Raw genomic sequence first — 21,856 nt, 5'->3', positions numbered from 1 at the left:
TCCCCCGCACCCCGATACGAAGCTCATCTGCGGTTCGGGGGTGCTTGTCAAGGCATCTTTCCCGCCTTGACAAGCACCCCCGAACCGTCAGCACAATCAAGCTTCGGGGTGCCCCACGCAACCAAGATCGGGCGCAATGTCGCCGCCAGGCGACGAGCCGCCCCCACAGCCCACTCACAGCGAGCACACATCGCCCCCACACCGACGAACCGCACCCTCAAGCCATGACCCCCCGCGCAAGGTTCGCCGCCGCCCGCCCGGCCCGGCAATCCCTGCGCACAAAACTGACCGTCTCCGTAGTAATCCTCCTCTCCCTTGTCTGCCTGACCATCGGCGTGATCAGCGAATTCGCCCTCCGCGCCTTCCTCATGACCCAAACCGACACCCAGCTCTCCGCAGCCACCGCCCGAGCCCTGGACTTCGCCACCCACCCCGGCCCGCCCGGCAGCGAACGCAACCCCCTCGACGCCCCCGGCCAAGGCGCAGGCACCGTCACCGCCCACTTCTCCCCGGACGGCACCAACGGCACCGGCGGCTGGCTCTCCCCCCACGGCCAACGCCTGACCCTCACCCCAGACGAACTAACAGCCCTGCAAGACCTCCCCACCAACGGCCGCCCCTACACCCGCACCATCGGCTCCCTGGGCGACTACCGCCTCACCGCCTTCCCAGTCCCTGACGGCGTAGTCATCACCGGCGTCCCCCTGGCAGCGATGCAACAAACCCTCCTGACCGTCGGCCTGATCCTCTTCGGCGTAGCCGCCGCCGGAGTAACCGGCGCAGCATTCCTCGGCGCCTTCGCCGTCCGCCGAACCCTCCGCCCGCTGGAGCGCGTCGCGGAAACCGCCTCCCGAGTCTCCGAACTCCCCCTCGACCGAGGCGACGTCGACCTGTCCGTCCGAGTCCCCGCCGAAGACACCGACCCCCGCACCGAAGTCGGCCAGGTCGGCGCGGCGCTGAACCACATGCTCGGCCACATCTCCTCCGCCCTCGAAGCCCGGCACGCCAGCGAACTGCGCGTCCGCCGGTTCGTCGCCGACGCAAGTCACGAACTGCGCACGCCGCTCGCCGCGATCCGCGGGTACGCCGAACTCGCCGGACGGTCCGGCAGCCACGCCCCGCCGGACGTCGCGCATTCGATGACCCGGATCGAGTCCGAAGCCGACCGCATGACGGCGCTCGTCGAAGACCTCCTCCTGCTCGCCCGCCTGGACGCGGGCCGTCCGCTGGACGTCGCCGAAGTCGACCTGACCCGCTTGGTCGCGGACGCGGTCGGCGACGCGCACGTGGCCGGTCCGCACCACGTCTGGCAGCTTGCGATGCCGGACGAACCGATCCTCGTCCTTGGCGATGTCCAACGGCTGCACCAGGTTCTGGCGAACCTGCTCGCGAACGCCCGCGTCCACACGCCGCCCGGCACCACGGTCGTCACTGCTCTCACGAGATCCGCGGACGGCAGCGCCATAGTGACCGTGACCGACAACGGCCCGGGCATCCCGCCGGAGTTGCAGCCGGCGGTGTTCGAACGCTTCGCCCGCGGGGATTCGTCACGGTCGCGGGCAGCCGGTTCGACCGGGCTGGGCTTGGCGATCGCGTCGGCAGTGCTGACCGCGCACCACGGCACCATCGCGATGCGGAGCCGCCCTGGCCAGACGGAATTCGCCGTGCGGCTGCCGATCGCGTTTCCGGCTCAGCGCACACCGCCCGTGGATGACCGCAAGTCCCACAGCGGGCACACAGGGTAGGCACATCGCGGCCCCAGGTCGTCCCGCGAGGCTGGCCGCATGACCGCAGTCGCGACCCATTCTGCCGTTCCCGCCGCGCCGGTACAGCGCTCCGAACCGAGGTGGGTGCGCCCGGCCCTCGTGCTGCTGCTCGTCGCCACGGCCGCGCTGTACCTGTGGGATCTCAGCGCTTCCGGCTGGGCCAACGCGTTCTACTCCGCTGCCGCGCAAGCCGGATCGCAGAGCTGGAAAGCATTGTTCTTCGGCTCCACCGACGCGGCCAACGGCATCACCGTGGACAAGACGCCAGCCGCGCTCTGGGTGATGAGCCTGTCCGCCCGGCTGTTCGGCGTGAACGCGTGGAGCATCCTGGTGCCGCAAGCGTTAATGGGTGTCGGCTCCACGTGGCTGCTGTACGCGACTGTGCGGCGCACTTCCGGCGCGGCTGCGGGATTGCTCGCTGGCGCAGTACTCACTCTCACCCCGGCCGCGGCGCTGATTTTCCGCTTCAACAACCCAGACGCATTGCTGGTGCTACTGCTGATCGCCGCTGCTTACTGCACGGTGCGAGCAATCGAGAAAGCCAGCCCTCGATGGCTCGTTTTCGCTGGCGTGGCAATCGGATTCGGCTTCCTCGCCAAGATGTTGCAAGCTTTCCTCGTCCTGCCCGCCTTCGCCCTCGCGTACCTCGTCGCCGCACCGATCACCCTCGGCAAGCGTCTGCTGCATCTGCTCGCTGGACTGGGTGCGGTCGTGGTTTCGGCAGGCTGGTATCTCGCCGTCGTGGCGTTGTGGCCGGCCGCGGACCGGCCGTACATCGGCGGGTCGCAGAACAACAGCCTGCTCGAACTCACCTTGGGCTACAACGGTTTCGGTCGCATCACCGGTGACGAGACCGGCAGTGTCGGCGGAAGTCCGGGCGGCGGTTGGGGCAGCACCGGACTGTTCCGGTTGTTCGGCAGCGAGATGGCAGGCGGTATCGCGTGGCTGCTGCCCGCCGCGGTGCTCGGGCTCGGCGCCGGTCTCTGGTTCACCCGCTACGCGTCGCGCACCGACCGCAGTCGCGCTTCGCTAATGCTCTGGGGCGGCTGGCTGATCGTGACCGCCGCGGTATTCAGCTTCATGGGCGGAATCATCCACCCCTACTACACCGTCGCACTCGCCCCGGCGATCGCCGCGCTCGTCGGGACCGCCGCCGTCCAGTTGTGGCGGATCCGCGGCAATCCGGTCGCAGTCGGGCTTTTGAGCGGCGGTGTCGCGCTGACGACGGTAACGAGTTATCTGCTGTTGGACGGCTCTTGGCAACCGTGGCTTGCCCCGACCGTGCTCGTTCTCGGGCTTTTGGCGGCTATCGCCCTGTTTTTCGTTCAGCACTTCGGCCGGATCGCCGCGGTGCTGGGCTTGGTCGTGTTGCTCTCCGGAACCGGCGCGTACAGCTTCGCCACCGCGGCGACTCCGCACAGCGGCGCGATTCCTTCTGCCGGACCGAATACGCGGCAAATGTTCGGCGGCGGCGGTTTGCTCGGCACCACCCTGCCCGGCGCGAGCCTGACGGCACTGCTGCGGCAGTCCGGCGACCACCGGTGGGCCGCGGCGACCGTCGGGTCCAACAACGCCGCCGGATACCAGCTCGGCAGCGGCGAACCTGTGCTCGCGGTGGGTGGTTTCAACGGCACCGACCCGTATCCGACGCTCGCGCAGTTCGAGCAGTACGTCCGGCAAGGACAGATCCGCTACTTCCTCGGCGACGGCATGACGATGCGCGGGTCCAGCAGCGGAAGCGACGCGGCCGCCCGGATCGTCCAGTGGGTGGCCGAGAACTACCGGATGACCACAGTGGACGGTGTCACCGTCTATGACCTGACTGCCTGATTCCGTGCCGTGCGGCCAAGATCACCCGAGCGGGCGTACGTCGCACAGCGCAGGCACAGGAACACCACAACGTGGCCAAAGCCCGGCGGACGACGGTGAACTCATGAACGCCACCGCCCCCTCCCGCAGCGGCGCCCCGCGGCCCGGGACGACTCCGGTCGGCCTCGGCGGCCCGCATCCCGTGCTCGACGTCGTCATCCCGGTCTACAACGAGGAAGCCGACCTCGAACCGTGCATCCGCAGACTGCGGGCGCACCTCGCCGAACGCGCCGGCTATCCGTACCGGATCACCGTCGCGGACAACGCGAGCACCGACAAAACCCTTGCCGTAGCCGAAGAACTGGCCCGCGAGTTCCCTGAAGTCGAGGTGCATCACCTCGACGAGAAGGGCCGCGGCCGCGCACTGCAAGCCGTGTGGTCCGCCTCGGACGCCGCCGTGCTGGCCTACATGGACGTGGACCTGTCCACCGACCTCGCCGCGCTGGACCCGCTCGTCGCCCCGCTGCTGTCCGGACATTCGGACGTCGCGATCGGCAGCCGCCTCGCCCGCGGCGCCCGCGTGGTCCGCGGGCCGAAGCGAGAGTTCATCTCCCGCTGCTACAACCTGATCCTCCGCGGCACGCTCGCGGCGAGATTCTCCGACGCACAATGCGGATTCAAGGCGATCCGCGCCGACGTCGCCCGCGCGCTGCTCCCCCACGTGCGCGACACCGGCTGGTTCTTCGACACCGAACTGCTCGTGCTCGCCCAGCGCGCCGGGCTGCGGATCCACGAGGTGCCGGTGGACTGGGTCGACGACCCGGACTCGTCGGTCGACCTCGTCGCGACCGCCACCGCAGACCTCAAAGGCATCGCCAGGGTCACCCGCGCGACCTTCACCGGCGAGATCCCCGTGCACCGGCTGCGCGAACAGCTCGGCCGCGAACCGATCGGCGTGGAGGCCCCCGGAGTGTCCCCGAGCCTGGTCAAACAACTCGTGCGGTTCGCCGCGGTCGGCATCGCCAGCACCGTCGCGTACCTGCTGCTTTTCCTGCTGCTGCGGACCATGGTCGGCGCGCAGGCGGCCAACTTCACCGCACTGCTCGTCACCGCGATCGCGAACACCGCGGTGAACCGGCGGGTGACGTTCGGGGTCCGCGGCCGGGCCGGAGCCGGGCGGCACCAGTTCGAGGGGCTCATCGTGTTCGGCCTCGGGCTGGCGCTGACCAGCGGTTCGCTCGCCCTGCTCAACCACACCACCCATCCCGGGCTCGTCCTGGAGACGACCGTGCTCGTGCTGGCGAACCTCGCCGCCACGGTGCTGCGTTTCCTGCTGCTGCGGGGCTGGGTCTTCAATCCGCGCCGTACCGCTACCGAGGAGTCGTCTTGAGCACTGTCCTGTCCGCCCGGCCTGCCGTCCCGGACGCGCCGGACCGCGCGAAACCTCGCTGGGTCCGCCCGTCGGTGTTCGGCCTCCTGGCGCTCACCGCTGTCCTGTACTTCTGGGACTTGACCGCTTCCGGGTTCGGCAACTCGTTCTACGCCGCGGCCGCGCAATCGGGCACGCAGAGCATGAAGGCGTGGCTGTTCGGCTCGCTGGATGCCGGGAACGTGATCACTGTCGACAAACCGCCTGCCGCGTTGTGGGTCGGGACGGCTTTCGCTCGTATCTTCGGGTTCTCGAGTTTCACGGTGCTCGCTCCGCAGGCGCTGATGGGCGTCGGGTCGGTCGGGTTGCTGTACCTGACTGTCCGCCGGGTTTCCGGGCCGCTGCCGGGATTGCTGGCCGGGGCGATGCTCGCGCTGACGCCGGTCGCCGCGCTGATGTTCCGCTTCAACAACCCGGACGCGTTGCTCACGCTGTTGCTGATCGCGGGTGCGTACTGCACGGTGCGGGCGATCGAGAAAGCCAGCCCTCGATGGCTCGTTTTCGCTGGCGTGGCAATCGGTTTCGGGTTCCTGACGAAGATGATGCAGGCGTTCCTCGTGCTGCCCGCGTTCGCGCTGGCTTATCTGATCGCCGCACCGACCGGGCTCGGGAAACGGTTGCTGCACTTGGTTTACGCCGGGGTCGCGGTGATCGTTTCGGCGGGCTGGTTCGTGGCGCTGGTGGAGCTCTGGCCTTCGGCTTCGCGGCCGTATATCGGCGGGTCGACCGGGAACAGCCTGTTGGAGTTGGCACTCGGATACAACGGGCTCGGCCGGATCTTCGGCGGGCAGGGCAACGGCGGCGGCATGGGCGCGATGGGCGGCGGTCAAGGCGGCGGGAACACCGCGTTCGGCGGCAGCTCCGGTCTCGGGCGGATGTTCGGCGCGAGCTTCGGCACCGAGGTCTCGTGGCTGCTGCCGGCCGCGCTGATCGGCCTGGCGGCCGGGCTGTGGTTCACCCGGCGGACCGCGCGCACCGACCGGACCCGGGCGTCGCTGCTGGTCTGGGGCGGATGGCTGCTGGTGACCGGGCTGGTGTTCAGCTTCATGAGCGGCACCGTGCACCCGTACTACGCGGTGCAGCTCGCGCCCGCGATCGCCGCGCTGGTCGCGATTTCCGGGCACGCGCTGTGGCGCGGCCGGGCGCACCCCGCGCCGCGGACGGTGCTGGGCGGGATGATCGCGGCGACCGCGGTGTGGGACTTCATCCTGCTCGACCGGACGCCGGACTGGGTGCCCGCGCTGCGCTGGGTGATCGTGGTGCTGGGGTTGCTCGTGAGCACCATCGTGGTGGTCGGGGTGCCGCGGACGCGGACCGTCTTGATCGGCCTCGCGGCGGCGATCGTCCTGACGCTCGGGGTCGGCACCGCTGGGTACGCCGCGGAGACGGTTTCCTTGCCGCACAGCGGTTCTATCCCGACTTCGGGTCCGAAGAGCAGCGGAATGGGTGGCGGTTTCGGCGGCGGGATGGACGAGGCCAACGGTTCCGTCGGCCAGCTGCTGGGCGGCACGACGACGAAGTGGGCCGCCGCGACGACCGGATCGCAGTCGGCGGCGAGCCTGGAGCTGGCGAGCGGCAAGTCGGTGATGGGCATCGGCGGCTGGGACGGCAGCGATCCGGCCCCGACGCTGGAGCAGTTCAAGCAGTACGTCGCGGCGGGCGAAGTGGCGTACTACGTGGACGGCGGCCGGGGCGGCGGTCCCGGCGGCGGGTCGAACGACATCTCCGAGTGGGTGGCCGCGAACTTCACCGCGACCACGGTCGGTGGCGAAACTGTCTACCAGCTCACCCGGTAAGTCGGGAAATCCTCAGCCTCCTCCCAGGAACGAGGCGCATTCTGGAAGGCACGGAGAGTCATCCGCCGCGAACGTCCGGGAGGTCACGATGGCCGCATACCCACGCTGGCACACCGCGAGCGAGCAGGGCCCGCGCGAGCGCAATGCCGACGCGGTGAGCGCCTACGCGGCCGCTGGGGCGCGCGGAATCACCTTCGCACTCGCCGACGGCGTCGGGGACGACCCCGGCGCCGGGCGAGCCGCCCAGGTCGCCGCCGCGGCCGCCGCACGGACTCCCGTCGACGCCGGTCCGGTCAAGGCGGTTTTGGCCGCCCAGCAAGCAGTTCACCGGCTGGGCGGCACCGGCGACGCCGTCCTCGTGGTGGCGATGCCGTTCGCCAGCGGATACCGGATCGCCTGGGTCGGCGACGCGCGAGCGTATGCGTGGGACGGGTCGATGATCCACAAGCTGACGCGGGACCACACGATGGCGGAGTACTTCCGCTCGCGGCACCAGCCGTACTCGCCGCGGATGGAGCACCTGGTCACCACGAGCGTCCGCACGACGAAGCCCGAGGAGATCGGCACGACGGAGACGGCGAGCGGCGGCCTCCTGCTCACCAGCGACGGCGTGCACAAGGTCCTCACGCCCGCGACGATCGACGAAATCCTCGCCGACCCGGCCCGCGGCGCCTCAGCGCTGGTCGCCACCGCCATCGCCCTGGGCGGCCGAGACAACGCGACGGCGCTGTTCGTGGAAGCTCCCGACGTGGCCGCACTGGTCACGGAGAGGCTGCACACCGCCGCCTAAGCGCGCTCGCGCTTGAGGGCCCGGTACTCGCGGTAGACGAGCACGATGATCACCGCGTCGAGCGCCGCGAAGAACGGCAGCGCGATGGAGTGCGTTTCGAAGGCGCGGTAAATCTCGTACACGACGAACGCCGCGAGCACGAGCATCGCGACCGGATAGGCGCGGACCCACTTGCGCGCGAGCGCCCACACGAGGGCGAGCTTGAGCAACCCGTGCGCCAGCAGGTAGACGACGGCGAACGTCTTGGTCCCCCCTCCGGCGAAGTGCTCGGCAGCGGTTTCCAGATGCCGTGCCAGCGTGCCGGAGGGGTCGCCCAGCAGATCGCGGGTGATGACCGCGTTGACGAACCCCGTGACGACCGTCGCGGGGATGAACGCCAGGATCAGCGCCCCGATCAGCTGAAGGCCCCCGTCGAGGCCCTTGAGCGTGATCGCGATCTTGAACAGCCGCTCGGTGGAACGGGTGGAGGTCTCCTCGCTCATCGGTACAGGAAACCGGAAAACCCCGGGACATGCTGGGTTGACGGCCTGGTTTCGGCTGGGTGATCCGGTTTGCGTGCCCTGCGTTGACCGCTGGCTGGGGTGTTCCGGTTCGTGCCCTGCTTCCTCCGGTGGCCGGGCTGTTCCGGCTCGTGCCCCTGCTTCGGCCACTGCCTGGGTTACTCCGGCTCGCGCCCTGCGGCCGCCGCAGGCCGGGTTGCTCCGGCTCGCGCCCTCCTTTGACCCCTGGCCGGGGTGTTCCGGTCCGCGCCCTGCTTCGGCCGCTGGCCGAGTTGCTCTGGTCCGCGCCCGCCGTGGCTCACCAGTTCCGCTGCGGTTGCGCCCCCTTCACTCGCGAAGCATGGCCGCACCGCCCTTGCTCTGGCAGTCCGCGCAGCGCGTATACCGTTTCGTGTGATCGTGCGGATCCTGCCCGAACACCGGATAACACGCGGCTCCGCACAACCCGAGATACACCGGCCCGCACCGCAGCGGACGCCGCCCGACCTGATGCGCCAGCCGAGCCGCGTTCTCTGGCGCACCCGCCTGCGGCAGCCAGCCATGCGCGGGCAGGCTGGCCAGGACGATCTCGTTGAGGTGATCGGCCCGCCGGATCAAGGCCCGCCCGAGGTCGAGAAGGCGCTCGCCGAGATCCCGCACCGCGTCTGGTCGCGGATATCGTTCGTCGAGCGCACGGGTCAGGAACCCGAGATCCAACGCCAGGGTGGCTTGGAGGTCCCGGATCCAGGTAACCAACTCGGGGCCGGTGAGCCCTACTGCCGACGTGCGCTGCTCGGGCAGTCTGCTCCAGTGGCCGGTCATGCGCTGTCCCCAGCGAATGCCAGGCCGCCTCGTGCTCCCACTCGGTTGGATGCCCCTCGCGGTGCTGCTGCCGCGGCAGGCAACCCACATGCCGGTGCCATTCCCCAACGCGTTGCCAGCCCCGCCGCCGATGCCAGCTGTGGCGCCACCGCCTCGGGCCGTGGCGGCACCAACCGCGAGGTCCGTGTCCAGCGCTCCAGGGCAGCTTCTTCTCCCGCCAAATCCGGCCCCGCCGTGAACCGCACGCGCAAGACCGGCATCGACCTGTTCACACCAGGCACCGTTCTTCACTCGCGCGGGCCTGTCCCTCCTGGCGGAGCCATTCCTCCGCGCAGTCAGGGCACGTCGGATCGAACCAGTGGCCGCCGAGCTGTGGCACGTCGCTGCGGGCGACCGTGACTTCGGCTCCGCACAATGCGGTGAACGTTTCCCCGGGTCGCGGCGCGAACGGCCCGTCCAGTGCGTGCCGTTTTCCTTCCGCCTGCTGCCATCTGAACACCGGACTCCTCCCCTTGTGGTGCTTGGAGTCCCATTTCCGATGTCGCCGCCGCGTAACGCAAGCCCCCGTTCCGGGTGATCATCGGGACCGGGATTTCCCCTTAGCCACAAGGGCTTTCCGCGCACGCCGGGGAGCGAGCGCGGGTTACCGCCGGGTTAGGTGTCACCAGATGGTGACACCCCCGGGGAGAGCGGACGCCGCCGCGAGCGTTACGGCGCCCGTGCTGCTTCAGCGATGCGAGGCGCGGCAGCAGTCACGGGCGCCGCGAGGGGGAAGGCGGCGAGCGTCCGCGCGGGCATCACCTCGCTTTCCGGAGTGCGGTCGCCGCTATGACTGCTGTCGCCAAGCGCATACGCAACCCCCGCGCGCGGGTTGTCACACGACCGTGGCGCGAATTGCCAGGATGCGGGCACGATCACGACACGATGGGGGTCGATCAGGACCCCGGGAGCCGCGTCTGGGCCAGGGCCGTAGCGCAAGACGTCACAGCAGCGAAGTCTGATCGGCACGCCGAAAGCGGCCGCGTGGTCATGCAGCGTCGATACCCCAGCCGGATCAAGCCACGGTGGTGCGGCTGATCAGCACGTCGAGACCCGGGCCGCTCAGATCGTCCGCCGCCGCGCGACGGCCTGCCAGCGCGAGCAGCAAAGCCTCCGCCGGGCCGCGGACTTCGATGCCCGTCCCGGAGGTCCAGTCCAAATCCGTCGCGACTGCGCGCAGACCGGTCAGCCGCCGCGACACCCCGATCGGCGGAGCGCGCAGCGACAGGTCCAGCGCCCGGCGCAACCGCGCCGCCGGGATCGTCCTCGGCTGCCCGAGCGGGCGGCGGATGTCCTGTTGATGGATCAAACCGTCGAGAAACCCGATCATCCCGCCAAATTTTCCCAGGAGCCGTCCCGGCTGCGGGTGTCGACGCATGACGCCGATCAACTCCTCCGGCGCGCGCACCCGGTATTCGGCGAGGCCGATTTCGTTGGCTCGGCTCAGCGACAGCCTCGCGCGGGCGAGCCGCTGCGCCAGCTGGCGTCCGCTCAGTTCGTCGTAGCTCACGACGTGCGCGACGACCGAGCGAACGTTCCAGCCCGCGCACAGTGTCGGCTGGTCCCATTGCTCTGGCGTGAGCGTCTCGAGGAAGTCCGCGAAGTCGGCGCGTTCCTCGCGAGCCAGGGTCCGTACGTCCATGCCCTCCCCCATCTGCGACGGACACTCACCGTAGCAGCGCACCCGTCGCGTTCGCCGGGTTGATCAAGGCGGCGAACCCCAAAGTGGACCTCGGGCCACATTCATCCGATCGGGTCGAATATGTGCGGACAGATAACACCTGGAATAGTCCGGCAGATCGCGAAAACCCGTTCCGCAAACACCACGAACGGCGGCTTCGGCGAAGAATTTCCCGCCCCGGGTTAGCGCGATCGGCGACGGGCATGCAAAGATGGCATCACCGCAGGCAGGAGGGGTTAAATGGGTGGAATATTCCATACCCGGGACGCCCGCCGCGGCCGCCGGAACCAGTTCCCCTCGGGGGCGGGCTGGGAACTGTGTTCCGGCACTTTTCCGGCGGAGAAGAAAGGAAGCGCAATGACCGTTCCTGGCGCGGAAAATGCAGGCCAGGCATGCCGTCGGACAGAAAAACCGGACAGCCGCGGCGACAGACCGTATGCCGTCGCCGTGAGTCAACGCCCCGGCCGGGTGACCGTGACGTTTCACGAACCGGGCATGCCCCAGCCAGCCCCGGTCGTACCGTCTCCGCGGCCGACTACGAGACCGGCCTACCCGTCGTGGAAGACCGCGCGGACGGCGGTCGAACTGGCCGCGCAGCGGGACGGCGGGACTCAGCCGTGGCAGCTGATCGCGCTCCTGCTGGTGCTGCTCTCCGGGGCGACCGCGATCGTCTTCGCGACCGCTGGCGTGCTGGCCGGTCTGGCTACCGCGAGCGTGGTTGCCCTCGTCCACGTCGCCGGTGCCGTGCTGCACAAGCGGCACACCGCGAACCGGGGCACCTGACCACCCTCGAAGCGGACGCCGGCGGCGACTCAGGGCCGCCCGCGTTCTGCGCTCCCGGTGCCCGGTCGGGCAGGGCCGGGCACCGGGAGACGAGGTTGCCGTTCCGGGATTGACTCCGGGGTCGCGCCGGGTGCTGGCGACGCGCGACAGCTGGCGGCTCGGCAGCCGAGATCGCTGCCGCTTCGGGATTACGCGAGTTCGGCTCGCAGGGGCACGCCCGCTCGACGCGGTTTCGCCTAGCTCGACGATTGCCCCGCCCGACGCTCTCAGTCGCCCCGCCTGGCCTGGCTTGGCCCGATCCCTCGACACTGAGCGGCCAACATTGCCTCTTCGACCTTCGGCTCCCGCACGACCGGGCCGCAGAGTCCGACCCCACGATCCCGGTCCAGCAGGCCGCCCCAAGGCAACCGCGCGAAGTGGCGCAAACAGGACTCCGCCGAACAGCTCATCCGGCCAACCGCCCCCAACCTGTCACCAGCTGCAGACACCCAACCCCCTCCACCCCGCAAAAAACCACGAAAAAAGCACCCCCCACCCCACCTCAACAACGAAATCCACAACACCAACCCGAAATTGCACGTGCGAAAGCACCATCCAATGCACGAGAAGTGTCCATTCAGGTGAAATCCCCGCCGCACAGCGCGCCATTGATCCACCAGGCCACTACCCTCAGGAATATTCCGAACACATTCCGTACTTCGCGGAATATTCCATTCACTCATCGAAAACGAGAAAACGAGGGGTTGCAGTGGACGCCTACGACCCGCACGAGCACGAGCAGCACCCGACCCACGCCCCGGCGGCCGGGCCCGCGGCGCGCTTTCCGGACCATGCCTGGCGGAAACCCGCTGCTTGCGGGCCTAATTCCGGCAACTGTGTCGAAGTGAACCTGGCCGAGCACGGGCTGGTCGGGGTGCGGGACAGCAAGATCGGCGACTCTCCCGTCCTGGTCTTCGACCGGGGCGAGTGGGCGCGGTTCGTCGAGGCCGTGCGGCGCGGGGAATTCGACGGCTGACCAGGCACGACAACGCAGCTCTGCCGAAAACGCCGGGAACCTTGCGAAAAAGGCGCCGACCCGGAGTATTGCCCGCCGGGTCGGCGCATTATCATCGGAGGTTCTCACATCGGCCCCTGGACGAAATGACGGAGCCCCTGGTGACCACCCCGATCCGGCAGCCCCCGCCGTCTCTGCGGACCCAGCGTTCCCGGCTGGGGTCCCGGATCCTCAAGTGGCGCACCGCTCGCGGGCTGACCCAGGTCGACCTCGCCGACGGGATCGGCTGCAAGCAGCCCAAGATCCAGAAGATCGAGTCCGGCAAGGCGGGCACCCGGCCCGACGACCTCGAGCGGATCATCGAGGTGCTGGCCGTCCCGCCCGCCGAGGCCGATCAGCTGCGGGAGCTCAACCAGGCCAACGATCCGTCCGCGCGGCGTGCCGAGCGGAGGATGATCACGCCGCAGTGGTTCCGCGAGATCCTCGAACGCGAGCAGACGGCGGCGGAAATCCTCAGCTGGACCGGGAATCGCATCCCGGGACTGCTCCAATCGGAGTATTACATGCTCGCGCAGTTCCAGGCCAGCCGCCAGGAGCGGGTCACCGACCGGGTCGCCGAACGCAAGGCGCGGCAACGGCTTTTCGACGCCTGCCCTGCTCCGCGGACGGTCTTCATGCTGGAGTACAGCTGCATCGAGAAACTCGTCTACGGCACCAAGGCCAGCATCGCCACCGATCAGCTCGAGCACATGATCCGGATCGTCGAAACGCATCCCTTCGCCGAGGTCCGGATCCTCCCGCGCGACGCGGCCGCCTACCCGGACGAGGACTTCACCATCCTCCGCTTCGGCCATCCCGACCTGCCCGATTTCGCTTACCAGGAAAGCAAAGTCAAGCTCATCACCGTGCCGCAGGGGCAGGACGAGTTCGCCTCCTACGAGGAGTCGTGGGAAGCGCAGCTCGCCGCCACCCTGTCGCGCGACCAGTCCCTGCAGTACCTGAAGGAATGGGCGAGCCGCTGCGCGACGCCCGCCCGCTGACCAGCAGTCCCGAACGAAAGGAACAGCCACCGGTGGCCGACGAACCCTTCCCGCCTCCCGGGGTCGACCTCGACCACCCGAGCGTCGCGCGGGTGTACGACTACTACCTCGGCGGCACCACGAACTGGACGATCGACCGGGACTTCGCCGACGAGGTGATCCGCGAGTTCCCGCTGATCCGCCCCATCGCGAAGGCCAACCGGCTGTTCCTGCACCGGCTCGTGCGCCACCTCGTCAAAAAGGGCGTGCGGCAGTTCGTCGACATCGGCTCCGGTGTGCCGACCATGGGCCACGCGCACCAGGTCGCCGACGAACTCGCGCCGGGCGAGAGCCACGTCTGCTACGTCGACTACGAACCGGTCGCCGTCGCGCATTCGGAAACCCTGCTGCGCGAGTCTGGCGACCTCGACCGGCACGCGGTGATCCACGCCGACATGCGCGACCCGGAACGGCTGTGGGAGCAGATCGCGGCGACCGGCGTGATCGACGTCGAGAAACCGCTCGCGCTGCTGCTGATCGCGGTGCTGCACGTCCAGCAGCCGCCCGCCGAGGACAGCGGCGGCACCGAGGACCTCGGGCCGTCCATCGTCGCGCGGTACCGCGATCTGCTCGCCCCCGGCTCGTTCCTCGGCATCTCGCACATCACCGACCAGGGCGTTCCCCCCGACGTGGACGCCGGGCTGGTCGAGCTGAAGCAGCTGTACGACCGGTCGAGCAGCCCGGTGATCTGGCGTTCGCGCGAGGAGATCCAGGCGCTGTTCGGGTCGTTCGAGATGCTCGAACCGGGGCTCACCTGGACGCCGTCGTGGCATCCGGAGGAGTCCGGCGAGGGCGCGCCGCAGGTGGAGTTCGAGACGCCGGCGCATTCGGTGATCCTGGCCGGAGCGGCGCGCAAGCCGTAATTCGCTCGCTTCGGGCGGACGCCGCTGCGACCATCGACGCATGCGCACGAGCACTGTGGCGGACCGGATCCGCGAAGCCACCGTCTTGCTCGGGGACGGGCCGGACCGCCACCGCTTCCCCGACCCGACGGGGTGGTGGCGTGCGCCCGGACTGCTGCGCGAACTGGGTCCGGCGCTCGCCGCGCTGTTCGCCGACGAGCAGCCGAATGTCGTGCTGGGCCCCGAATCCCGCGGGTGCCTGCTCGGTCCGCTGGTCGCGGTGGAATTCGGCGCGGGCTTCGTCGAGGTGCGCAAGAACCGGTACCCGACCTGCGATTCCGACCGGTGGTTCCAGCGCACCTCGCCGCCGGATTACCAGGACCGGCACCTGCGGCTCGGCTTCCGCCGCAGTCTGCTCCAAGCGGGCGACCGTGCGCTGTTCGTGGACGACTGGATCGACACCGGCGGCCAAGCCTTCGCCGCACAAGCCCTGGTCGCCGACGCCGGGGCGACGTGGATCGGCGTCGCCGTGGTCGTCGACGGGCTGCGTCGCCACGAGCCCCGCCGGCAACTCCGCGTGCGCTCCCTCCTGCACTCGCGCGACTTCTGATCACCGGAACGCGTCGACGCTGCGGCTCGCCCAGGAAGCGAACGAGGTCGCCGGACGGCCGAGCACCTTCTCGACATCGGGGCTACTGCGGAGCTCCTCCGGAAGCGGCTGGCCCAGGATGTCGAGCGTGCCGTCGGCGACCGGTTCCGGCATCTGCTGCACCATCTGCTCGCGTGCCTGCGCACGGTCAAGTTCGACGAATTCCAGCGGCTCGCCGAGGGCCGCGCCGAGGATCTCCGCGCGCTGTCGCGGGCTCGTCGCCTCCGGTCCAGTAAGGACATAAGTCTGTCCGGCATGACCGCCTCCGGTCAGCGCGGCCGCGGCGACTTCGGCGATGTCGAGCGGGTCCACGGCTGGGAGCGCGACGTCGCCGAACGGCGAGAAAACCTTGCGCTGGGCCCGAATCGTCGGGATCCACGCGAAAGTGTTGGTGGTGAACCCGCCGGGGCGAAGGACTGTCCACTCCAGACCGGAAGACCGCACCGCCTCTTCCAACGCGGCGAGCGGCGCGTGCGAAACCGCTTCCGGCCGGGTTCCCGCGGCCTGCGACGACTGCAGGACGACCCGCGAGACGCCAGCGTCGGCCGCCGCCCGCAGGACAGCTTCCCCGTCGACGTGCGCGCCCGCGCCGGAGACCAGCAGAAACAGCGCGTCCGCGCCCTTCAGCGCAGGGGCCAGGCTGCCGGCGTCCGCCAGGTCCGCGACCATCGGGGTCACGCCGGGCCGCGACGGCGGCGGGGACGTCACGCCGCGGGAAACGGCGGTCACGGCGTGCCCGGCTTCGGTCAGGGACTCGACCAGCAGGCGGCCGACGTTGCCCGTGGCGCCGGTGACGACGATCATGACTTGCTCCTCAGCTAGGGGTCGAAAGCGACACAGCGAGGCTAAAAGCCGCCGTACAGTAGGTTCCCCAGGGAAAGTATTGGAGCCGCATGACCACCACCGCGCAGACCGGGGCCGATCCGCTCGCCGCGTGCCGGATCAGCCCTGCCGTCGACCTGCTGTTCAGCCGGTGGACGACCCCGATCCTGTGGACGCTCAGCCAATCCGGTCCGGTGCGGTTCGGCGAACTGGAACGGCGGCTCGGCGCGACCGGGAAGGTCCTCACGCAACGGCTTCGGCAGCTCGAGCGCGACGGCTTGGTGGAGCGGCACTACTACGCCGAGGTGCCGCCGCGCGTCGAGTACGAGATCACCGAACTCGGCCGGAGCCTGTCGCCGGTTTTCGCCGCGCTCGCCGAATGGACCGACGAGCATCTGCCCGCCGTCGAGAAGGCCCGCGACGCCTACACCGGCCCGCTTCCGCGTTAACCGGCGAACTGCTCGTTCCCCAGCACGCCGAGCAGCTGGATCTTCTCGAACGCCGCGCTGCGCGGCGGCGCGGTCAGCACGAGCAACGCCTGCGACTGGTCCTCGGTGAACAGCACCTGGCAGTCCACCTCGATCTCGCCGAGCTGCGGATGCACGAGCACCTTGTGGTCCTCGAACCGTTTCGCCACTTGGTGTTCTTCCCAGATTCGCGCGAACTCCGGGCTCTCGCGGGTCAACGCGCGCACCAGTTCGCCCGCTCGCGAGCGCGGCCCCATCGACCCGTGCACGACCCGCAGGTTCGCCACCAGCGCGCGGCTTTGCCGGTCCCGGTCGTGCGCCGGATAGACGAGCCGCTCGTCCGGGTCGGTGAACCACCGGTAGATCTCGCTGCGCGCCAGACCCGTGTACTGCGAGCGGTCCCCGTACAACGCCTCCGCGAACCGGTTCTGCACCAGCACTTCGCCGAGGTTCGACAGGATGAGCGCGGGCGTGTCCGACAGCCGGTCGAGGACCCGCATCAGCGCGGGCGCGACGTGCGTGGCCGCGACGATCGGCGATGGTGCGTTGCGGCCCGCGAGGTGGAACAGGTAGTCGCGCTCGTCGTCGGTGAGCCGCAACGCCCTCGCCAGCGAGGCCAGCATCTGCTCGCTCGGCTGCGGTCCACGTTGCTGCTCCAGCCGCGTGTAGTAGTCGGTGGACATCGCCGCCAGCGCCGCGACCTCCTCCCGCCGCAGTCCCGCCGCCCGCCGCCGCGCGCCCGCGGGCAGCCCGACGTCCTCGGGCCGCAATCCCTCGCGACGGCTGCGGAGGAAGGCAGCCAGCTCAGCTCGATCCATGGGTCCAGTATCGGCTCGGTCCGGCGCCTCAGCCAGGGACCGCCGATCCCCCGATATGCGCTCTCTGCCGCCGCGACGCCGGCCGGCCGAAACTCAGTGGCATGAACATCACCGGAAACACCGTCTTCATCCCCGGCTCGACCAGCGGCATCGGCCTCGCTCTCGCCCTCGAACTGCGGGCGAAGGGCAACACCGTCATCGTCGGCGGGCGGCGCACCGAACTGCTCGCGCAGATCGCCGCCGAACACCCCGGTCTCGACACCGTCCAGATCGACACCACCGATCCGGCGAGCATCGAAGCCGCGGCCAAGGAGGTGCTCGCGAAGCATCCGGACCTCAACGTGCTCGTGCCGATGGCAGGCATCATGCGCGTCGAGGACTGGCACCACCCGGAGTCCTTTGTGGACAGCGCGGAAGCCACCGTGACCACCAACGTCCTCGGCCCGATCCGGCTCATCGCCGCGTTCGTCGAGCACCTGCAAACGCGTCCGGACGCCACCATCCTGACCGTTTCGTCCGGCCTCGCCTTCGCGCCGCTGAAGGCCACGCCGAGCTACAACGCGTCGAAGGCCGCGATCCACATGCTCAGCGAATCGCTGCGGCTGCAACTGGCCGACACCTCGGTGAAGGTCGTCGAGTTGGAGCCGCCGTCCGTGCGCACCGCGCTCCTGCCCGGCCAGGAGGAAAGCGAGTTCGCGATGCCGCTGGACGCCTTCGTCGCCGAGGTCATGACGCTGCTCGAAACGCAGCCGGACGCGACCGAGATCCAGGTCGAGAACGTCAAATTCCTCCGGCACGGCGAGGCCCGCGGCGACTACCACCAGGTGGTGGCGATGCTCAACGCCGCGGACCCGCACGGGAAGTGATTCACAGGTACAGCACGGCGGTGAGCACCATGCCGCCGAGCGCGACCACCCAGGTGTAGGGCAGCGTCGAGGCCATCGCCCGCTCCGGGCGCACGCCGGAGTACTGCGCGGCCCACACCGTCTGGGTGCTGGTCGGGTCGGACACGCCGAACACCTGGTTGTACGACGCCATCAGCCCGACCACGGCGGGCAGCGGGTAGATGCCGCCGGTCACCAGCACGCCCGCGACGCCCGCGCCGAGGCCGAACACGTTGAGCGGCCCGCGGAACAGGCACAGCGGCACGAGAAGCACGAAGACCACCACGAACCAGACGGCGCCGGACGGGCTGATCGCCGACACGATCGGCGTCAGCGCGTTCTTGGCGCCGGGAAGTTTCACCGCCGCGAGCAGCATCCCGATCGCGACGAACAGCGCGATCGGCGGGGCGGCGACGTCGAACGCCTTGTACAGCGAACGCAGCGCGCGGCCATTGAGCTCGCCCCATTTCGTGGTGGCGACCAGCCCGTACAGCACTCCGGCCAGCAACGACGGTACGATCGGCACCGCGAACCCGAGCGCCAGCACGATCGGCAGCAACGGCGTGAGCAGCGCGTACCAGGGCGCGTCGCCGCGCCGGACGCGTGCCTTGGGCCGGTCGAGTTTCACCGCCCACGCGTGCCGCGCGCCGCGGCGAGTCTGGACAAGGACGTAGACGATGCCGACTATCAGCGCCATCGGGAACAGTTTGATCATGATGGACTTGACGTCGGCGACCGGCGCGCCCAGCGCGTCGGAGAGGAACTGCCACACCGGGAGTTCCAGCGGCGAGCCCGCGGAAATGCCCATCAGGACGGTGCCGCCCGCGGCGACCGGGCGCACGCCGACCGCGATCATCGCCGGGATGCCGACCACCCCGGCGAGCATCGCGGCGGGGGCCGAGCCGGTGATGCTGCCGCACAGGATCGACACCGCGAACACGCCGAGCGCCACCACAGACGGCCGTTCGCCGCCGAATTCGACGATCTTGCGCACCAGTGTCCCGGCGATGCCGGTTTCGTCCATCAGCGTGCCGAGCCACGAGCCGAGCAGCACGGCGATCATCGTGGACGCCAATGCCGCGGCGCCCGTTTGCAGGACGCCGGCGAGGATGCTGTTCTTCCCCTCGGCCAGCGGCGCGCCGGCGAGCAGCGAGATGCCGATCGCGAGGAACACCAGTGCGAACGCCGTCGGCAGCACCCGGGTGAGCATCAGCACCACCCCGACCGCCATCAGGACCAGAATCGCGATACCCATGGTCAGTTCCCTCCCGCGAGTGCGGTGGTGAGCAGCAGCGGGCTGACGCTCAAGCCGCTGCGGCGGTGGGCGAAGCGGTGTGCGGCGATCTCTTCGGCCCCGGCGACGTGGCCGCGCACGCGGAACGGGCCGAGCCGGAGCGCGGTGTGGCCGAGCCGGCGGTTCAGCTCGCGGACGTCGAGGCAGTGGTGGGCCGTCTCGTGGGCGACGGCAGCCTTTCGCAACGCTTCGCGGGAAACTTGATACCCGTGCTCGGCGGCGAGTTTTGCCAGTCGGGTCAAGGAATCCGTGTACACCGTGACGGTGCCTCCGTGGTGTTCGGCGACCAGGATCTCGTCGCGGCGGACCCCTCCCTCGCGCTCCACGACGTGCACGTCTTCGTCCGTTCCGGCGGCCAGTTCGTCGCCGTAGGCGAGGGCGATCGCGGCCCATTCGCGGAGCTGGTCCTCGCTGCGGTTCTCGTGGGTGGGCGTCGCGCGCAGCAGGTCGACGGCCAGGTCCAGATCGGTGTTCACCGGCGGTCCTCCAGGATCAGGACGACCGGCTCGTCCGCCGCTCGGGTTTTGACCTCGGCTCCGGCCAGCGCGACCAGCTGGTCCCGGTCGAGCACGCCGGACAGGTCCGCGATCTTCGGCCCGACCAGCAACCACACCGCCGGCGCCTGGGACCCGCCGTCGCCGTAACGGGTGTGCTGGTCGGCCAGCGTCGCCAGGCGGGCTTGCGCGGAGCCGGCGTCCGTGTGCTCGATGACTGAGCCGGTGCCGTGCAACCGGATCACCCCCTCGCCGTCGACCACGCGCACCTGCTCGACGGACCGGGCGAACCGCCCGAGGAATCCCGCACGCCGCGCTTTCGCGCCGAAGACGCGGTGCTGCGCGGTGCCGTCCAGTTCCCGCACTTCGCCCGGCTGGACCCCGATGCTGCGCGCGACCTCGGCTCGTACCGCTGCTTCGTCCACAGTGGAGGCTCGATCCTTGGTGCGCAGTTCGGTTGCCCCGGTGGCGATCGCACGCACCAGGTTGCGCTGCGGGTCCACCGTCACGTCCACTTCGACGCCCGCGGGATCCGCACCTTGGGCCACGACGGCGGATTCCGCTTCGGTGCGCACGGCGAGAATGTCCGCATTGGACGGACTCGGCACGATCCGTTCCACCGATTCCCGCACCAGCGCGAGCGCCGCACCGAGCGGGCTGATCACTTCGGCGTGCGCGGCGATCCGCCAGTCGTGGGAGGATTGCGCGCCGAGGAACGGCGTGACTGCCGCCGCTCCGCCACCGCCGCCGACGAGCGTCGGCCGGTTCAGCCGGTATTCGGCGACCAGTCCGTCCACGACCGTCCGGACCGGTTTGACCGCCTGCTCCAGCACCGTCCGCGCGGCCTCGTCGACCGTCATCCGCAGCGCCGCGGCCAGCGGTTCCATCGCCAGCCGTGCCGATTCACGCTCGGCGAGCGCATAGGCGTCATCCGGAACCACGCCGAGCGCGTTGGCCGCGCAAGTGAGCGTCAGCGCGCAGCGACGACCGGCGGACAGCTCCAGTGCGACGTAATCCGACGGGTCGTCCGGCCTCGGCGACACCGTGACCAGCTTCGCCCCCGCCAACGCGGAAACCGGCTCGAAACACGCGTACGGCAGCCCCGCGATGTGCGCGCTGCGGGGCCCGACCTCGGTCACCGCGCGCCCGGAGAACCGGATCAGCGAGCCGCCGCCGATGCCGACCGTCCGCACGTCGAGCGCGGGCATATACGTCTCGTGCCCGCCGAGATGTGCGTGCCGCACCTGGACGCGACCGCGCCGGATCACGCTGATGTCCGTGGAAGTCCCGCCTGTTTCCAGGAAAACGCCCTCGCTGAGCTTCTCCCCCATCAACGCGCCGGCCACTCCGGCGGCCGGGCCGGACAACGCCGTCAGCAACGGACGGCGACGCATCTCCGGCAGCGACATCACCCCGCCGTCACCGCGCACGACCATCAGCGGCGCGGTGATCCCGGCACGCTGCACACTGGCCTCGACCACGTCCGCGGTGGACACCATCCGCGGCATGATCCCGGCGTTCAGCACGGCCGTCCGGGCTCGTTTGGTCAGCCCGTACAGCCCGGTGATCTCATGCGTAGCCGTCGCGAGGACTCCGCGTTCCCTCGCCGCGGCTGTCACCGCCCGCTCGCCCTCGGGATCGTCCACACTGAACGGTTCGACGGCGACGATCACCTCGGCACCCTGTTTCACCAGGTCGTCGACCGCGTCCCCAGCCGCCGAGAGGTCGGCGACCGGGGCGAACCGCACCGGCATCCGCCGCCCGGGAGCCAATTCCATTTTGCCGAGCGCAGTGAGCCGCCGGGTGGCGAACGCGTCGAAACCGGTGCCCACGCCGGCGATGCCGACGGTGGCGACGTCGCCTTCCAGCAACGCGTTCGTCGCCTGGGTGGTGCCGTGCGCGAGGAACGACACGTCCTCCGCGCCGACCTCCGCCCGCAGTTTCTCCAGCGCTTCGAGAATGCCGTGGGCGACGCCGTCTTCGTGGTCGTGGCTGGTCGGCACTTTCACCTGGCCGAGCAGTTCGAACGTCCGCGCGTCGACGGCGACGGCGTCGGTGAACGTGCCGCCGACGTCGATGCCGACGCGCACGGGACCGGGATGGAACGCCATTGTCCGCA

The 21,856-nt window shown here is 69.7% G+C and carries 21 protein-coding genes; 12 read left to right on the top strand and 9 right to left on the bottom strand.

The window, feature by feature from the left end; genetic code table 11:
* Positions 1-224: 224 nt before the first annotated feature.
* From EIZ44_RS17230 to EIZ44_RS17210, 5 genes are all read left to right on the top strand, one after another.
* Positions 225-1,745, top strand: a complete 1,521-nt coding sequence (locus EIZ44_RS17230) for a sensor histidine kinase (RefSeq protein WP_134729680.1) — start codon at positions 225-227, stop codon at positions 1,743-1,745.
* A gap of 39 nt (positions 1,746-1,784) precedes the next feature.
* The gene (locus EIZ44_RS17225; RefSeq protein WP_134729678.1) at positions 1,785-3,596 is read left to right on the top strand and encodes a glycosyltransferase family 39 protein; all 1,812 of its coding nucleotides are present in this window, start codon (positions 1,785-1,787) and stop codon (positions 3,594-3,596) included.
* 103 nt (positions 3,597-3,699) lie between these two features.
* Positions 3,700-4,965 carry a bifunctional glycosyltransferase family 2/GtrA family protein gene (locus EIZ44_RS17220; RefSeq protein ID WP_134729676.1) on the top strand — a complete coding sequence of 422 codons (1,266 nt, stop codon included), beginning with the start codon at positions 3,700-3,702 and terminating at the stop codon, positions 4,963-4,965.
* Entirely contained in the window at positions 4,962-6,800 is a 1,839-nt protein-coding gene (locus tag EIZ44_RS17215; RefSeq protein WP_134729674.1) for an ArnT family glycosyltransferase, read from the top strand. The genes EIZ44_RS17220 and EIZ44_RS17215 overlap by 4 nt, the downstream gene beginning before the upstream one ends.
* Before the next feature lie 88 nt (positions 6,801-6,888).
* Positions 6,889-7,590 (top strand): PP2C family protein-serine/threonine phosphatase, encoded by a 702-nt coding sequence (locus tag EIZ44_RS17210; RefSeq protein ID WP_134729672.1) that lies wholly within the window; start codon positions 6,889-6,891, stop codon positions 7,588-7,590.
* Here EIZ44_RS17210 and EIZ44_RS17205 read toward each other — a convergent pair.
* The 4 genes from EIZ44_RS17205 to EIZ44_RS17190 all read right to left on the bottom strand — a co-directional run bounded on the left by EIZ44_RS17205 (position 7,587) and on the right by EIZ44_RS17190 (position 10,572).
* The gene (locus tag EIZ44_RS17205) at positions 7,587-8,072 is read right to left on the bottom strand and encodes a DUF2127 domain-containing protein (protein ID WP_134729670.1); all 486 of its coding nucleotides are present in this window, start codon (positions 8,070-8,072) and stop codon (positions 7,587-7,589) included. The two genes, EIZ44_RS17210 and EIZ44_RS17205, sit on opposite strands and share 4 nt — an antisense overlap.
* 345 nt (positions 8,073-8,417) lie before the next feature.
* Positions 8,418-8,891, bottom strand: a complete 474-nt coding sequence (locus tag EIZ44_RS17200; RefSeq protein ID WP_134729668.1) for a hypothetical protein — start codon at positions 8,889-8,891, stop codon at positions 8,418-8,420.
* 268 nt (positions 8,892-9,159) lie between these two features.
* Positions 9,160-9,390 (bottom strand): HC3 family zinc finger protein, encoded by a 231-nt coding sequence (locus EIZ44_RS17195; protein ID WP_134729662.1) that lies wholly within the window; start codon positions 9,388-9,390, stop codon positions 9,160-9,162.
* Between the two features lie 555 nt (positions 9,391-9,945).
* Complete coding sequence (locus tag EIZ44_RS17190; RefSeq protein ID WP_167754165.1) at positions 9,946-10,572, bottom strand: maleylpyruvate isomerase family mycothiol-dependent enzyme; 627 nt, start codon at positions 10,570-10,572, stop codon at positions 9,946-9,948.
* Between the two features lie 534 nt (positions 10,573-11,106).
* Between EIZ44_RS17190 and EIZ44_RS17185 the strand changes: the two genes are divergently transcribed.
* From EIZ44_RS17185 to EIZ44_RS17165, 5 genes are all read left to right on the top strand, one after another.
* Complete coding sequence (locus tag EIZ44_RS17185; protein ID WP_037813883.1) at positions 11,107-11,394, top strand: hypothetical protein; 288 nt, start codon at positions 11,107-11,109, stop codon at positions 11,392-11,394.
* 748 nt (positions 11,395-12,142) lie between these two features.
* Positions 12,143-12,409: a DUF397 domain-containing protein gene (locus tag EIZ44_RS17180; RefSeq protein WP_043828224.1), complete on the top strand. Its 267-nt coding sequence runs from the start codon at positions 12,143-12,145 to the stop codon at positions 12,407-12,409.
* 140 nt (positions 12,410-12,549) lie between these two features.
* A complete protein-coding gene (locus EIZ44_RS17175; protein ID WP_240691328.1) occupies positions 12,550-13,428 on the top strand; it encodes a helix-turn-helix domain-containing protein in 879 nt (292 codons plus the stop codon).
* Between the two features lie 32 nt (positions 13,429-13,460).
* Positions 13,461-14,330, top strand: a complete 870-nt coding sequence (locus EIZ44_RS17170; RefSeq protein ID WP_134729660.1) for an SAM-dependent methyltransferase — start codon at positions 13,461-13,463, stop codon at positions 14,328-14,330.
* A gap of 40 nt (positions 14,331-14,370) precedes the next feature.
* The gene (locus tag EIZ44_RS17165) at positions 14,371-14,919 is read left to right on the top strand and encodes a phosphoribosyltransferase family protein (protein WP_037813891.1); all 549 of its coding nucleotides are present in this window, start codon (positions 14,371-14,373) and stop codon (positions 14,917-14,919) included.
* Here EIZ44_RS17165 and EIZ44_RS17160 read toward each other — a convergent pair whose 3' ends face one another.
* Positions 14,920-15,762, bottom strand: coding sequence for an NAD(P)H-binding protein (locus EIZ44_RS17160; protein WP_037813894.1), 843 nt, complete (start codon positions 15,760-15,762; stop codon positions 14,920-14,922).
* 89 nt (positions 15,763-15,851) lie between these two features.
* On the opposite strand from EIZ44_RS17160, the gene EIZ44_RS17155 reads away from it, so the two are divergent.
* Positions 15,852-16,229: a winged helix-turn-helix transcriptional regulator gene (locus EIZ44_RS17155; protein ID WP_037813896.1), complete on the top strand. Its 378-nt coding sequence runs from the start codon at positions 15,852-15,854 to the stop codon at positions 16,227-16,229.
* On the opposite strand, the gene EIZ44_RS17150 is transcribed toward EIZ44_RS17155, so the two are convergent.
* Positions 16,226-17,065 carry a helix-turn-helix transcriptional regulator gene (locus EIZ44_RS17150; protein ID WP_037813897.1) on the bottom strand — a complete coding sequence of 280 codons (840 nt, stop codon included), beginning with the start codon at positions 17,063-17,065 and terminating at the stop codon, positions 16,226-16,228. The two genes, EIZ44_RS17155 and EIZ44_RS17150, sit on opposite strands and share 4 nt — an antisense overlap.
* A 101-nt stretch (positions 17,066-17,166) precedes the next feature.
* Between EIZ44_RS17150 and EIZ44_RS17145 the strand changes: the two genes are divergently transcribed.
* Positions 17,167-17,931, top strand: coding sequence for an SDR family oxidoreductase (locus EIZ44_RS17145; RefSeq protein ID WP_037813898.1), 765 nt, complete (start codon positions 17,167-17,169; stop codon positions 17,929-17,931).
* Position 17,932: 1 nt separating this feature from the next.
* Here the strand turns inward: EIZ44_RS17145 and EIZ44_RS17140 are convergent, their stop codons facing one another.
* From EIZ44_RS17140 to EIZ44_RS17130, 3 genes are read right to left on the bottom strand one after another with little or no spacing between them, the layout of a single operon-like run.
* Positions 17,933-19,204 (bottom strand): TRAP transporter large permease, encoded by a 1,272-nt coding sequence (locus tag EIZ44_RS17140; protein WP_037813899.1) that lies wholly within the window; start codon positions 19,202-19,204, stop codon positions 17,933-17,935.
* A 2-nt stretch (positions 19,205-19,206) separates the two neighbouring features.
* Positions 19,207-19,719: a hypothetical protein gene (locus EIZ44_RS17135; RefSeq protein ID WP_037813902.1), complete on the bottom strand. Its 513-nt coding sequence runs from the start codon at positions 19,717-19,719 to the stop codon at positions 19,207-19,209.
* Complete coding sequence (locus EIZ44_RS17130) at positions 19,716-21,848, bottom strand: hydantoinase/oxoprolinase family protein (RefSeq protein ID WP_037813904.1); 2,133 nt, start codon at positions 21,846-21,848, stop codon at positions 19,716-19,718. Before EIZ44_RS17130 ends, EIZ44_RS17135 begins: the two co-directional genes overlap by 4 nt.
* Positions 21,849-21,856: the final 8 nt, after the last annotated feature.

Source organism: Amycolatopsis nivea, from assembly GCF_004522235.1.
GTDB classification, from domain to species: Bacteria; Actinomycetota; Actinomycetes; order Mycobacteriales; family Pseudonocardiaceae; genus Amycolatopsis; species Amycolatopsis nivea.
Note: the sequence above shows the minus strand (reverse complement) of the source record. Positions and strands in the feature narration are given on the sequence as shown.

Bases quoted from the DNA above. Each gene is read 5' to 3' on its own strand.
- EIZ44_RS17190 (WP_167754165.1), bottom strand. From the start codon at position 10,572: ATGGACGTACGGACCCTGGCTCGCGAGGAACGCGCCGACTTCGCGGAC.
- EIZ44_RS17145 (WP_037813898.1), top strand. From the start codon at position 17,167: ATGAACATCACCGGAAACACCGTCTTCATCCCCGGCTCGACCAGCGGC.
- EIZ44_RS17155 (WP_037813896.1), top strand. From the start codon at position 15,852: ATGACCACCACCGCGCAGACCGGGGCCGATCCGCTCGCCGCGTGCCGG.
- EIZ44_RS17220 (WP_134729676.1), top strand. From the start codon at position 3,700: ATGAACGCCACCGCCCCCTCCCGCAGCGGCGCCCCGCGGCCCGGGACG.
- EIZ44_RS17230 (WP_134729680.1), top strand. From the start codon at position 225: ATGACCCCCCGCGCAAGGTTCGCCGCCGCCCGCCCGGCCCGGCAATCC.
- EIZ44_RS17130 (WP_037813904.1), bottom strand. From the start codon at position 21,848: ATGGCGTTCCATCCCGGTCCCGTGCGCGTCGGCATCGACGTCGGCGGC.
- EIZ44_RS17165 (WP_037813891.1), top strand. From the start codon at position 14,371: ATGCGCACGAGCACTGTGGCGGACCGGATCCGCGAAGCCACCGTCTTG.
- EIZ44_RS17205 (WP_134729670.1), bottom strand. From the start codon at position 8,072: ATGAGCGAGGAGACCTCCACCCGTTCCACCGAGCGGCTGTTCAAGATC.
- EIZ44_RS17160 (WP_037813894.1), bottom strand. From the start codon at position 15,762: ATGATCGTCGTCACCGGCGCCACGGGCAACGTCGGCCGCCTGCTGGTC.
- EIZ44_RS17210 (WP_134729672.1), top strand. From the start codon at position 6,889: ATGGCCGCATACCCACGCTGGCACACCGCGAGCGAGCAGGGCCCGCGC.
- EIZ44_RS17140 (WP_037813899.1), bottom strand. From the start codon at position 19,204: ATGGGTATCGCGATTCTGGTCCTGATGGCGGTCGGGGTGGTGCTGATG.
- EIZ44_RS17185 (WP_037813883.1), top strand. From the start codon at position 11,107: ATGCCCCAGCCAGCCCCGGTCGTACCGTCTCCGCGGCCGACTACGAGA.
- EIZ44_RS17225 (WP_134729678.1), top strand. From the start codon at position 1,785: ATGACCGCAGTCGCGACCCATTCTGCCGTTCCCGCCGCGCCGGTACAG.
- EIZ44_RS17150 (WP_037813897.1), bottom strand. From the start codon at position 17,065: ATGGATCGAGCTGAGCTGGCTGCCTTCCTCCGCAGCCGTCGCGAGGGA.
- EIZ44_RS17200 (WP_134729668.1), bottom strand. From the start codon at position 8,891: ATGACCGGCCACTGGAGCAGACTGCCCGAGCAGCGCACGTCGGCAGTA.